The organism is Methylobacterium sp. Leaf93 (assembly GCF_001422345.1).
GTDB classification, from domain to species: Bacteria; Pseudomonadota; Alphaproteobacteria; order Rhizobiales; family Beijerinckiaceae; genus Methylobacterium; species Methylobacterium bullatum.
In genome coordinates this window covers 51,104-63,666 of record NZ_LMMS01000027.1, presented here as the reverse complement: position 1 = coordinate 63,666, position 12,563 = coordinate 51,104, and the positions used below count along the sequence as shown (strand labels likewise).

General features: G+C 68.0%; 11 protein-coding genes. 2 read left to right on the top strand and 9 right to left on the bottom strand.

Features of this window, described 5'->3' with window-relative positions:
- Nucleotides 1-19: 19 nt before the first annotated feature.
- From ASF26_RS16235 to ASF26_RS23695, 9 genes are all read right to left on the bottom strand, one after another.
- Nucleotides 20-355, bottom strand: coding sequence for a nitrile hydratase accessory protein (locus ASF26_RS16235; protein WP_056256026.1), 336 nt, complete (start codon nt 353-355; stop codon nt 20-22).
- Nucleotides 352-1,020: a nitrile hydratase subunit beta gene (gene nthB, locus ASF26_RS16230; RefSeq protein WP_056256023.1), complete on the bottom strand. Its 669-nt coding sequence runs from the start codon at nt 1,018-1,020 to the stop codon at nt 352-354. The genes ASF26_RS16235 and nthB overlap by 4 nt, the downstream gene beginning before the upstream one ends.
- Nucleotides 1,017-1,658 carry a nitrile hydratase subunit alpha gene (gene nthA / locus ASF26_RS16225; RefSeq protein ID WP_056256021.1) on the bottom strand — a complete coding sequence of 214 codons (642 nt, stop codon included), beginning with the start codon at nt 1,656-1,658 and terminating at the stop codon, nt 1,017-1,019. Before nthA ends, nthB begins: the two co-directional genes overlap by 4 nt.
- A gap of 139 nt (nt 1,659-1,797) precedes the next feature.
- A complete protein-coding gene (locus tag ASF26_RS16220) occupies nt 1,798-2,844 on the bottom strand; it encodes an endonuclease/exonuclease/phosphatase family protein (protein WP_082477677.1) in 1,047 nt (348 codons plus the stop codon).
- A 166-nt stretch (nt 2,845-3,010) separates the two neighbouring features.
- Nucleotides 3,011-4,837 (bottom strand): glutamine--fructose-6-phosphate transaminase (isomerizing), encoded by a 1,827-nt coding sequence (glmS, locus tag ASF26_RS16215; RefSeq protein WP_056256012.1) that lies wholly within the window; start codon nt 4,835-4,837, stop codon nt 3,011-3,013.
- 301 nt (nt 4,838-5,138) lie between these two features.
- The gene (locus tag ASF26_RS16210) at nt 5,139-5,447 is read right to left on the bottom strand and encodes an XRE family transcriptional regulator (RefSeq protein WP_082477687.1); all 309 of its coding nucleotides are present in this window, start codon (nt 5,445-5,447) and stop codon (nt 5,139-5,141) included.
- A gap of 220 nt (nt 5,448-5,667) precedes the next feature.
- A complete protein-coding gene (locus tag ASF26_RS22800; protein WP_156463021.1) occupies nt 5,668-6,177 on the bottom strand; it encodes a hypothetical protein in 510 nt (169 codons plus the stop codon).
- Nucleotides 6,178-6,564: 387 nt separating this feature from the next.
- A complete protein-coding gene (glmU, locus tag ASF26_RS16205) occupies nt 6,565-7,971 on the bottom strand; it encodes a bifunctional UDP-N-acetylglucosamine diphosphorylase/glucosamine-1-phosphate N-acetyltransferase GlmU (protein ID WP_056256006.1) in 1,407 nt (468 codons plus the stop codon).
- Between the two features lie 136 nt (nt 7,972-8,107).
- Entirely contained in the window at nt 8,108-8,230 is a 123-nt protein-coding gene (locus ASF26_RS23695; protein ID WP_280136361.1) for a hypothetical protein, read from the bottom strand.
- A 362-nt stretch (nt 8,231-8,592) separates the two neighbouring features.
- On the opposite strand from ASF26_RS23695, the gene ASF26_RS16195 reads away from it, so the two are divergent.
- Nucleotides 8,593-10,203 carry a glucan biosynthesis protein D gene (locus ASF26_RS16195; protein WP_082477676.1) on the top strand — a complete coding sequence of 537 codons (1,611 nt, stop codon included), beginning with the start codon at nt 8,593-8,595 and terminating at the stop codon, nt 10,201-10,203.
- Nucleotides 10,191-12,341, top strand: a complete 2,151-nt coding sequence (mdoH, locus tag ASF26_RS16190; protein ID WP_056255997.1) for a glucans biosynthesis glucosyltransferase MdoH — start codon at nt 10,191-10,193, stop codon at nt 12,339-12,341. The genes ASF26_RS16195 and mdoH overlap by 13 nt, the downstream gene beginning before the upstream one ends.
- The last annotated feature ends 222 nt before the right edge of the window (nt 12,342-12,563 follow it).

Sequence of the window (12,563 nt, the reverse complement as noted above, 5' to 3'; positions counted from 1 at the left end):
GTCTGGGGGCTGGGTGTCCTCAGGGCGACGGATGCGGGTCGTTGGCCAGCCGGATCGGTTCGCCGTGCGGGGTCGCGGCGGCGGCGCGCAGGAAGGCGTCGCTGCGGGCCTGGACGCTCGCGGAATCGGTGACGCCGCGTTCGGCGAGCAGGGCTTCCAGGGTCGCGAGCCAGTGTCCGTAATCGGCAGCCGCTTCCGGCTCGCCTTCCGGGCGGATGGTGCGTCCGAGGGCGCTGGCCCATTCCTCTCCAGTGAACAGGCCCCGCTCCTGCAGGGACACGACCAGGGCAAAGACCTGCGCCTCCCATGGTTCCGCGAACGGCCCCGGATCGTTGCCCCGGCACATGGCGGTCATCGCGACGTCCCCGGCAGGAGATATCCCTCGAAGGCGGCCACGGTGACGCGCCCGCCGGGGTCGGCGCTCGCCCCCCACAACTCGGCGGCCTCGAACCCCACTGTGTAGAGCCATTGCGGCGGGGCATCCCGGCCCTCCGCGCTGGCATCGGGGAGGACGAAGGCGCCGTGGACCCGCTCGATCACGCCACGCCGGCCCCGGACGTAACGCGGCAGGCGGGTATGGCCAATGGGGTGGTCGTTGCGGGTCAAGACGGGGTCGCGTACCGCATATAGAGCCGGCGAATCCGGCGGCCGGTCGCTGGGGAATCCCGCAGAAAAGCGGGGTGGAATCTCCTCGGCACGCAGCACCCGTTTCACCGGGCTCGCCGGCCCGGCGCTGGCGCCCGCGGCGATTTCTTCTTGCGTGGCAAGGCCATGCGCGACGATCTGCGCTTCGAGGGCGGCGAGCCAGATCTCGTAATAGCTCGACGACAGGTACTCCGCCGGGGGCAGCGATTCCCGCGCCGCGCGGCTGCCGTCCAGGGTCCAAGTACCGGTATAGCCCACCGCCAGAGCCAGGGCGAAGACACGCCGTTCCCATTCCGAATGGAAAACCGGCTCGTTCGCCTCCGGCATGACGGTGCCGAATCCGTGGGCGCCGCCGAGATCCTGTGCCCCGTTCATCGGCCGGCCTCCGGGGTGAGCGGCAGCCCGGTACCGATCATGGAATCGCGCGTGACCAGGGCGGCAAGCTCGGCCTCGCACAGGGATTCGGTTCCGGCGGGCCGCAGGGGCAGGACCATGAACCGGGTTTCGGCGGTGGAATCCCACACGGTGATGCGGGTCGTCTCGGGAAGAGTGAGGCCGAACTCGGCCAGGACCCCGCGCGGGTCGATGACGGCGCGGGCGCGGTAGGGCGGCGCCTTGTACCAGACCGGCGGCAGCCCGAGCACCGGCCAGGGATAGCAGGAGCACAGGGTACAGACGACGAGGTTGTGGCTGTCGGGCGTGTTCTCGACCACCACCATGTGCTCGCCGCCGCGCCCCCCGATGCCGAGTTCCGCGATGGCCGGCGTTCCGTCGGCGAGGAGCCGTTCGCGATAGGCCGGATCGGTCCAGGCGCGGGCGACGACACGGGCGCCGTTATGGGGGCCGATGCGGGTCTCGTACATCTCGACCAGCGCGTCGAGGGCGTCGGCCTGGACGTATCCTTTCTCCAGAAGCAGCGATTCGAGCGCCCTCACCCGTGCCTCGATGGGGGTGAGGCTGCTGCCATGCGCGTGGTCCGGATGGTCATGGTGATGGTCGTGATCGTGCGCCATGGCGTCTCGTCCTGTGCCCGGAGCGGCTTTCAAGTCGGTTGTCCGGCCCGGAGACGGGCAAGCACGGGGCGCGCCGGGCGATGTGCGAGGGCCAGTCTGCTACCTGAAACGGACGGTGTCGACACAACTCCGAACAGCCTCAGCGCACGGCCTCGATGGCCTCCTGGGCATCGCGGTGATCCTCGGCGGTGGCCTCGGGCTTCTCCTGCCGGGCGGGAGCCTGCGGCGCGGCGCAGAGGCTGACCGTGATCGGGAAATGGTCCGAGCCGACGCCGGGTAGCCGTTCCATGTGGCCGAGCAGGAAGTGCTCGCTGAAGAAGACATGGTCGAGGGGCCAGCGCATCAGCGGCCATTGCGCGTGGAAGGTCGCGAACAGGCCGCGGCCCCGGCGTGGATCGAGCAGGCCGCTGATGCTCTGGAACAGCTGGGTCGTGCGGGACCAGGCCACGTCGTTGAGATCGCCGGCGACGATGGTCGGACCCGGCGCCTCCGCGACTTCGCGGGCGACGATCACGAGTTCGGCGTCGCGCGGCGCGCTGCTATGGCCGGGATGCGGGGGGCGCGGATGTAGGCCATGGAGCCTCACCGTCTCGCCGTCTGGCAGCACCACCTGCGTGCGCAGCGACGGCACGTCGTCCTGGAGCAGGAAGCGGATTTCGGGGCCGCGCAGGGGCAGGCGGGAATAGAACAGCAGGCCGTAGGTGTTGTCCTGCGGCTGCTCGACCCGGTTCGGGTAGAGCGCGCGCAATGGGGACATGGCCTCCTGCCAGCCGGAATCGGTCTCCAGCAACAGCACGAGATCGGGTGAGCGACCCGTGACGAGATCGAGCGCCGCGCCGTAATTCCTGTTCGTCTGCAAGACGTTGAGCACCAAGAGGCTGAGCCGGGCTCCTGGATCGCAGGCTTTGGCCGCCTTTGCCTGGGTGGCGGCGAGCGGCGTGAAGGGCAGGATGTAGCGGACCTGCATGACCAAAGCCGCCGCCATGGCGATGGCGAGGATGAGGGAGGTCGTGTCCCTGGAGACCAGAAGGAGGCCGGCGAGGCAGGCCGCCAGCGCCACCGCGATCTGGAGCCGGGGGAAGTCCAGGCTGCGAATGAAGCCGAGATTGGTCTCGATCAAGGGCAGCGCCGTCGCGGCCACGAGCAGACCGGCGATGCCCTGCAGGGCGAGCGTGAGATATGTCAAACTTGGTCTCCGCCGCCGTGCGCCCGTCAGGGAGCCGCCCAACCGGGCCATTCAAGGGGCCTGCCGCGTCGTCTCGCGCGACCGCCACGCGGCCCCGTAATGACCGCCATGCGACCCCGTTTCGAGGGGCGCCTGACAATCGACGGATTCCGGTGGCGGTTCCGGCCTATTCCACCGTCACGGATTTGGCGAGGTTGCGCGGCTGGTCCACGTCTTTGCCCATGAACACGGCCGTATGATAGGCGATGAGCTGGATCGGCACGGCGTAGACGATGGGAGACACGACCGGGTCGAGGTCGGGCATGGTCACCGTCGCCATGGTGTCGAGGCCGGCCGCCGCCGCGCCCTTGGCGTCGCCGATGAGGATGATGCGCCCGCCGCGCGCGGCCACCTCCTGCATGTTCGACACCGTCTTCTCGAAGATCGCGTCGTGCGGCGCGATGACGATGACCGGCACGCTCTCGTCGATGAGAGCGATGGGGCCGTGCTTGAGCTCGCCGGCGGCGTAGCCCTCGGCGTGGATGTAGCTGATCTCCTTGAGCTTCAGCGCGCCTTCCATCGCCATCGGGTAGCTGGTGCCGCGGCCGAGATAGAGCACGTCGCGGGCCTTCGAGACCTCGCGGGCGAGGAGCTCGATCTCACCCTCCAGCTTGGTCGCGTCCGCCATCAGGCCCGGCACGGTGATGAGCGCGTCGACGAGCTCGCGCTCGCGCTCGGCGCTCAGGGTGCCCCGCGCCCGGCCCGCCGCGATGGCGAGGCACAGGAGCACCGTGAGCTGGCAGGAGAAGGCCTTGGTGGAGGCCACGCCGATCTCGGGGCCGGCGAGCGTCGGCACCACGGCCGAGGCCTCGCGGGCGATGGTGGAGGTCGGCACGTTGACCACCGCCAGGGTGTGCTGGCCTTGGCTCTTGGCGTAGCGCAGGGAGGCCAGGGTGTCGGCGGTCTCGCCCGATTGCGAGATCACGAGGGTGAGGCCGGCCGTGTCGAGGGGCGGTTCGCGGTAGCGCGCCTCGGAGGCGACGTCGATCTCCACGGGCAGGCGCGCCAGGGATTCGAACCAGTACTTCGCCACCAGCCCGGCATAATAGGCGGTGCCGCAGGCCGTGATCGAGAGCCGCGAGAGGTTCTTGAAATCGAAGGGAAGGGCCTCGGGCAGGGCGACCCGGCCGTTGGCGAGATCGACGTAATGGGCGAGGGTCCGGCCCACCACCTCGGGCTGCTCGTGGATTTCCTTGGCCATGAAGTGGCGGTGGTTGCCCTTCTCCACCCGGTAGGCCTGGGCGACGATGCGCTGGCGCTGGCGCTGGACCGGGTTGCCGTCGATGTCGCGGATCTCGGCGCCCGCGCGGGTCAGCACCGCCCAGTCGCCCTCCTCCAGATAGGTGATCTCCTCGGTGAAGGGTGCGAGCGCCAAGGCGTCCGAGCCGAGATAGGTCTCGCCCTCGCCGAAGCCGATGGCCAGGGGCGCACCGTGGCGGGCGCCGATGAGGAGATCGTCATGGCCGGCGAAGATGAAGCCGAGGGCGAACGCACCGCGCAGGCGCGGCAGGGCGGCGGCCACCGCCTCCACCGGTCCCAGGCCCCTGTCCATCTCGGCGCTGACGAGCTGGGCCACGACCTCCGTGTCGGTCTCGCTCTCGAAGCGCACGCCCTTCGCCTGCAGCTCGGCCTTCAATTCGCGAAAGTTCTCGATGATGCCGTTATGGACGACGGCCAGCCGCGCCGTGGCATGGGGGTGGGCATTGGTCTCGTTGGGGCGGCCATGTGTGGCCCAGCGGGTATGGCCGATGCCGATGGCGCCGGGCAGCGGCTCGTCGCGCAGCCTGAGTTCGAGGTTGGAGAGCTTGCCCTCGGCGCGGCGACGGTCCAGCCGGCCGTTCGCCAGCGTGGCGACGCCAGCCGAATCGTAGCCGCGATATTCGAGACGGCGCAGGGCTTCGACCACCTGTCCCGCCACCGCCTCATGCCCGACGATGCCAACGATTCCACACATGGACGCTACTTCTCATACGAGTGGGCTTGGCCGGGGAGTGGAAGGCTTGCGCCTCCGGTGGGCCACGCAAGGCGTGGCCCACGCCTTCCTCAACCGCCTTGTATCGGATCGGGACGCCTCGCGGCCAGCTATCCCGTCATTGTGCCGCACGGGCAGCATGCCTTGCCCTCATTCTCACCATCAAGAAAACCTCGCAAGTTCATGCTGAGAAATGGCTTTATGCTTCTGATGAGGCGTTCTGCAGCTGAAGCATGGGCCGGACGTATAGTCGCAAAGCGATGCCGGTCGGCGTCATATCCGGTCAGGGCGCGAGTTCACCCATGCTTGTGAGGTGAATTACGCCTTTGCCGGGTAACTCCACACGTAGCTCCAGCTTACCACCCGCCGCTTCCACGAACCGACGCAGCGTCGAGAGGTAGAGGTCGGTCTGACGCTCCATCTTGAGAACGGCGGGCTGCGTGATGCCCAGCTCCCGTGCGATGTCTACCTGGCTGCGGTCAGCGAGCAGACGCAACGCCTTCAGCCCCTCGATCTCGGCCTTCATCTCGTCCGCGCGAGCCTGAATTCGCGCATGACGGTTGGGCGGCATTGCAGCGATCACCTGTTCCATCGTCCGTGCCATTCTGCCGAATCCATAATCTTCGCTGCCGTGTCCGAATTCTCATATAACTTCTTTAGGGCGGCAATTAGAGATGCTTTATCGTCGACTGTCATCCGCATCTTGGGTTTATTTTATCGCCCGCATCGTTATAGATTAACTCAAATTCATAATCGTCGGCACCAACAGATTTGAAGGACGCTTCTATGGCAGAAGTCCAAGTTTTGGCCATTCAGTCCTCCCGGTAGTCGATGGCGTAAGATATATATTGGCTGTCGTTGCAATCAATAATTGCAAAGTATTTATGACCAATCCTTAATAAGTTCAAACTTTCTATCCCATAATTACCAAAAAAATCTCGCCTGTATTCTCCACCTTGACGATAGTTTTGTGGAGACCTGAGAAAGAAAACTAAATCGTCTTCTTTATTAATCGTACAATTTCCAGCGGTTTCTATCTTTGCTCTAAGAGAAATCTGAACCAAATAGCCGCGCCTCGAATTTGATACTAATATATCTTCTAATATAAGTAGCTTTATTACCTCATGCGTGGGGCCTATTTTTATCCCTAGCGAGCGAGGGTCTTCATCGAAGAGCCACTTTAACTTAGGGGCCTGCTGTCGTGAGTCTTTCGTCGTCGGCATATGGTCCGGTTTTTCGGCGGCGGCGTACCCAAGGTCAGATACGATGCAGGCTGTCGCGAGGAGTGCGACTTTGCTTAGCAGTCTCGCTTGCTTGCCCATGCCGATTGAATAAACTCCCGTCAGTTTGAGCTGGCCATCTCCGCGTCGCCGAGCGATTTGACGCGCATTTCTCTAACACCGCTGAATCGACGCGTTGCCCGACGATCGGATGAATGCGCACTGGCTTGTCCTTCACCACCTGCTCGAAGTTCGCGAGAACCGCAGTGGCCACCTTCTGCGAGGGCGCGATGACGTCGAGCAACCAGTGAGTGTCGCCACTGGTCCAGTCCTCGGCCTTGAGCCGGACGGGAAATACCCGCGCCTGGACCTGACGGTCCAAGACATTTGGAACTATAACCCCCAGGTTATGGAAAAGCCAGATTTTGCAATGAAGCCAGCTTCAGTTCAGCGCCTCGTACAGGCATCGGCGACGGAGCCGAGTCGACCTCAGAGTCCCGAGGATCGCTTGGCGGCCTTCATCGCCTGCAATGCCGCCCGCATCCCGCTGGCCATGCCCTCGATGATGCGCTGGCGGCTGCGGGCGATGGCGAGGGCATCGGCCGGCACCGAGGTGGTGATGACCGAGCCCGCGCCGACGATAGCGCCGGCCCCGACGCTCACGGGCGCCACCAGGGCGGTGTTCGAGCCGATGAAGGCCCCGGCCCCGATCTCGGTGCGGTGCTTGTTCACCCCGTCGTAATTGCAGGTGATGGTGCCGGCCCCGACATTCGCCCCAGGCCCGATCTCGGCATCGCCGAGATAGGTGAGGTGGTTGGCCTTGGCGCCCTCGCCGAGGCGCGCGTTCTTCATCTCGACGAAATTGCCGATGCGGGAGCCGGCCTCCAGCACGGCGCCGGGGCGAAGCCGCGCATAGGGGCCGATATGGACGCCTTGCGCCAGGGTCGCGCCTTCGAGATGCGAGAAGGCATGGATCACGCAACGGTCTCCGACCGTCACTTTGGGGCCGAACACCACATGAGGTTCCACGAGAACATCCCGGCCCAAAACCGTGTCGACACTGAGAAAAACTGTCTCTGGAGCGACCAGCGTGGCCCCTCCGATCTGGGCCGCGCGGCGCAGGCGGGCCTGGATCGTCGCCTCGGCGACGGCGAGCTGGACCCGGTCGTTGACGCCCTGCGCCTCGGCCTCGTCCACGGGCACCACCGCCACGGCGAGCCCGTCCTCCACGGCGAGGGCGACCGCGTCGGGCAGGTAGTACTCGCCCGCCGCGTTGGCATTGCCGATCCGCGTCAGCAGGGCGAGGGCATGGGGGCCGGAGAGCGCCATGAGGCCGGCATTGCACAGGGTGACGGCGCGCTCCTCCGCGCTCGCATCCTTCTCCTCGCGGATGGCGAGCACGCGCCCGCCCTCCGTCAGCACCCGTCCGTAGCCGGCCGGATTCTCCGCCGTGAAGGCCAGCACCGCCACCGCCGCCCCATCGGCCAGGGGCGCGCGCAGACGGGTGAGGGTGACCCCCGTGACGAGGGGGGTGTCGCCGAACGCGATCACCACGTCGTCGGAACCCGCCTCCAGGGCCTCGCGGGCGGCCAGAACCGCATGGGCGGTGCCGAGGCGCTCCACCTGCGGATGGACCGAGGCGCCGGGCGCCGCGCGGGCGATCTCGGCGGCGACCGCCTCCTGGCCCGGCTCCACCACCACGGCGATGCGGGTCGCCCCCGCCTCGCTCGCGGCGGCGAGCACGTGGCCGAGCATGGTCCGTCCGGCCACCGCATGCAGCACCTTGGGCAGGTCGGAGCGCATCCGCGTGCCCTTGCCGGCGGCGAGAACGATGGCCGTGAGGCTGCGTCCGCCCGTCTTGGCGGGCTCGGTCGAATGGGTGGTCTGCGCCGTCATCGTCGCTCCGCCGCTGTCGGGCCGGGGGCCGGCTCGCGTCCTGTCCGGCTGCGCTACTGTGTGGTTTGTCGGGTAGCAAGTCTGCCTGGCCGGCAAGCTGGCGGCGCGGACGGAGATCCGGTCCGCTCCGTCCCGGTCACTGGCTCTTGAGGATGAGGGTGATCAGCACGGCGGCCACGCACACGAACATGACGACCCCGAGGACCAGGCTCGCCAGCGTGGTGGCCGAGATGTAGGTGCCGGCGACGGTTCCGAGCATGCGCGTGACACCCCCTCCCCCTGGGGAAGCGGCGTCACCGGGATGGCCGCAGCCCGGGCAAGCCAAGGCTTGCGCGGAGATCTGTCGCGAGCAGGCAGGGCATGGGATCAGGGCCAATGAGGTGCCTCGTGTGAGGTGAACGACCCACAAAATCTGTCACAAGCGCGGCCATTCGGCCAGTCCGGCGCCCTCTCGCCTCCCGCGTCCGTTCCCGGCCGGACCGCGCGATTGTCGGAAAATCCGCGTTCCCGTGAACGGTTTCGGTCCTTTCCGGCTTAAGGTTGGGTTCAGGCCGTGCCGTGGTAAAGCCGGGACATACCGCATCGCACTCCGCGCTTTTCCGCGCCGACATTCCAGGTCCAATGACGCCGACGATTCCGGGACTTCGCCGCGCCGTGACAGAGCCCTCCTCCGACGATCCCGTTGCGACGGGACCGCGGGACCGGAGCCGCCGGGAGCTTCTGTGGCAGGCGAGCGTCGCCGCGCTGGTCGTCTCCCTCCCCGGCGCCGCGGACACCGCCCGGGCGGACGATGCCCCTGCCCTTCCCGCCGATGGCGCGCCGTTCCAGTCCGGCCTGGTGGCCGACCTCGCCCGTGCACTGGCCAAACGGCCCTTCGTCGCCCCGCGCACCGACGATCTGCCCGGTGCCCTCACCGGGCTCAACCGCGAGCAGTACAACGCCATCCGGACCGTGCCGGGCAGCGCGGTCTGGTCGAACGAGACCCTCGGATTCACGATCGAGCCCCTGCATCGCGGCTCCGTCTTCACCGGCCGCGTGGCCCTGGCCCTGGTGGAGGACGGCACCGTGCGGCCCCTGGCCTACGACCGCTCCCGCTTCGAGGCGGAGGGCATCGCCCTGCCCGAGTTCAAGGACGATCCCGGTTACTCCGGCCTGCGCATCCGCGCCCGGTTCGATGGCGGCGAGCTCACCGATTTCGCCACCTTCCAGGGGGCGTCGTTCTTCCGCCTCGTCGCCACCGGCCAGGGCTTCGGCGTCACCGCGCGCGCCCTCACCCTGCGCCCGGCCGATTCACGCGGCGAGGAGTTTCCCGAACTGCGCGCCATCTGGGTCGAGCGGCCGGGTCCCGGCGGCCCGCTGGTGCTGCACTGCCTCGTCGATTCCCCCTCGGCCACCGCCGCCCTGAGAATGAGCCTGCGGCCGGGCGGCGCCTCGCTCTGCGATGTCGAGGGCACGGTGTTCGCGCGCGCGGCCATCGATCATCTCGGTCTCGGCGGCATGACCACGAGCTACTTCTTCGGCCCCTACGACCGGCGCGGCGCCGATGATGCCCGGGCCGGCGCCTATGCCTCCACCGGCCTGCAGATCCGCACGGGCGCCAACGAGGCGATCTGGCGCCCGGCGCGCAACCCGGAGACCCTGCAGGTCTCGTCCTTCGTCGACGACAACCCTAAGGGGTTCGGCCTGATGCAGCGGGCGCGCAGCTACGCCGACTTCGAGGACGACGTGCAGCATTGGGAGTGGCGTCCCTCGCTCTGGCTCGAGCCTTTCGGCGCCTGGGGGCCGGGGGCCGTGACGCTCCTAGAAATCCCGAGCGATTCCGAGTTCAACGAGAACATCCTGGCCTATTGGCGGCCGAAGGCGTCCCTGGCGGCGGGCACCGAGCACGCGTTCGGCTATCGCCAGCATTGGTGTTGGCAGCCGCCGGAGGCGCCTCCGGTGGCAACCGTCTCCGGCACCCGCAGCGGCAAGGCGCCGGGGAGCAACCGCCGCCTCTTCCTGGTGGATTTCACCGGCGACATCCTGTTCGCCGATCCCGACCTGCAGCCGACGCTCCTGACCTCGCCCGGAACGGTGGCGGCCCCGACCCTCTATCGCTATCCCGACCGCAAGACGGTGCGCGTCTCCTTCGAGCTCGACACGGGCGGCGAGAAGACCTGCGAACTGCGCCTCGTGCTCAAGCGCGGGGAGGCCCCCGTCACCGAAACCTGGCTCTACCGGTGGACACCCTGAACACGCACGCGTTTCCCCCCGCCGCCCCGGCTTCCTTTCGGCCCGCGATGCCGCCCGAAGCCCCGCTGCCCATGCCGGTGCAGGCGCTCGACCGCTGGGACCCCGCCACGGGGCACCGTCCGGCGAAGCCCGCGCGGCGGCCCTGGGCCGCCCGCGCCTTCGTCTTCGGCGGGGCGGCGCTGCTCACCGCCTATGGGGCGTTCGAGATGTACGAGGTCGTGGCCGTCTCGGGCGGGACGACGGCGCTGCAATATGTGCTGCTCGTGCTCTTCACCCTGAACTTTTCCTGGATCGCCCTCTCCTTCATGAGCGCGATCCTGGGCTTCGCCACGCTCCTGCGCCGCCCGAAGGCGCCGCTTCCGCCGACCCGGCTCGCCACGAAGACCGCCATCGTCATGCCGGTCTATAACGAGGCCACCGCCCGCACCTTCGCGGCCGTGGAAGCCATGCGGGCCGAGATCGACGCCACCGGCCATGGCGCGGCCTTCGATTATTTCGTCCTGTCGGACTCGACGCAAGGAGACGCCTGGATCGCCGAGGAGCGCGCCTTCCTGGCGCTTCGCGCGCGCTGGGGCGAGGATGCGCGGCTCTATTACCGGCACCGGGCGAAGAACCACCATCGCAAGGCCGGCAATATCGGCGACTTCGTCTCGCGCTGGGGCGGGGCCTACGACCACATGCTGGTGCTCGACGCCGACAGCCTGATGACCGGACCTTGCGTGGTCCATCTCGCCGCCGCCATGGAGGCGGACCCGGATTCTGGCATCATCCAGTCGCTGCCGCTCATCATCAACCGCAACACCCTGTTCGCCCGCGTCCAGCAATTCGCCGCCCGCATCTACGGCCCGGTCATCGCCACCGGCCTCTCCGTCTGGTCGGGCCGCGACGGCAATTACTGGGGCCACAACGCCATCATCCGCACCCGCGCCTTCGCGCAAGCCTGCGGCCTGCCCGACCTCAAGGGCAAGCCGCCCTTCGGCGGCCACATCCTCAGCCACGATTTCGTCGAGGCGGCGCTGATCCGGCGGGCCGGCTGGAGCGTGACCATGCTGCCCGCCCTGCCCGGCTCCTACGAGGAGAGCCCGCCCTCCCTCATCGACGTGGCGGTGCGCGACCGGCGCTGGGCGCAGGGCAACCTCCAGCACAGCCGCGTCATCGGGGCGGCGGGCCTGACGCTGGCCTCGCGCCAGCATTTCGCCACCGGCATCGCCGGCTACGTCGCCTCCCCGCTCTGGCTCGGCCAGCTCGTGGTCGGTATCGCCCTCGTGCTCCAGACCGCCTATGTGCGGCCGGAATATTTCACCTCCGAATTCGGGCTCTACCCGGTCTGGCCGCGCTTCGACCCCGTGCGCGCGCTCCAGCTGTTCGGGCTCACCATGGGCATCCTGCTGGCGCCCAAGCTCCTGGGGCTGATCCTCGCCCTCATCGACGGGCCTGTGCGCCGGGCCTCGGGCGGCGCCATCCGCCTCGTCCTGTCGAGCCTGATCGAGACGATCCTCTCCGCGCTCATCGCGCCCATCGCCATGCTGATCCAATCCGGCTCGGTCTTCGAGATCCTGGTCGGGCGCGATACCGGCTGGAACCCGCAGCGGCGCGACGACGGCTCGATTCCCTTGCGCGACATCGTCCGGCGCCATCGCTGGCACATGGTGCTGGGGCTGGTGACCGGCATCGCCGCCTTCGCCATCGCCACCTCGCTGTTCCTCTGGATGTCGCCCACCATCCTCGGCCTCGTCCTGGCGATCCCGATCTCCTGGGCGAGCGGCCAGCTCTCCTGGGGCCTCGCCCTCAAGCGCCTCGGCCTGCTGATGACGCCGGAGGAGCGCGACCAGCCCGCCATCGCCATCACCGCCGGGACGCTCGCCGCCCACAACGCCGAGGCCGGCCTCGACGAATCGGATGCGATCCGCGCCCTCCACGCCGATGCGGGCTTCGCCGAGGCCCATGCCCTGATGCTGCCGGAGATGCCCAAACGCCCCCGCGGCGTGATCGACACCGACCGCGCCCTCGCCCAGGCCAAGGTGGTGGAGGCCGAGACTATCGCCGAGGCCGCCGAGTGGCTCAGCCCGAAGGAGCGCATGGCCCTCCTCCACGACCGCGCCCTCCTCGACCGCCTCACCCGCCTCGAACCCGCGTGAGCTACAAGAGTCACGCATGTCGCGGGCTGCGCTGACGAGCCCTCCTCCCCAGCGGATCTCGGACTTGCCCGAGATCCGTCGAGCTTGTGGGGAGGAGTTGGAGGTGGGGGTGGTGGGGCGACTCTCAGCCGTCGGAGGCTGGCGGAGCCACCCCCACTCCTAACCTCTCCCCACAAGGGGGAGAGGGACGCGGTCTGCCTACGAGAGCAGATGTATGAATCC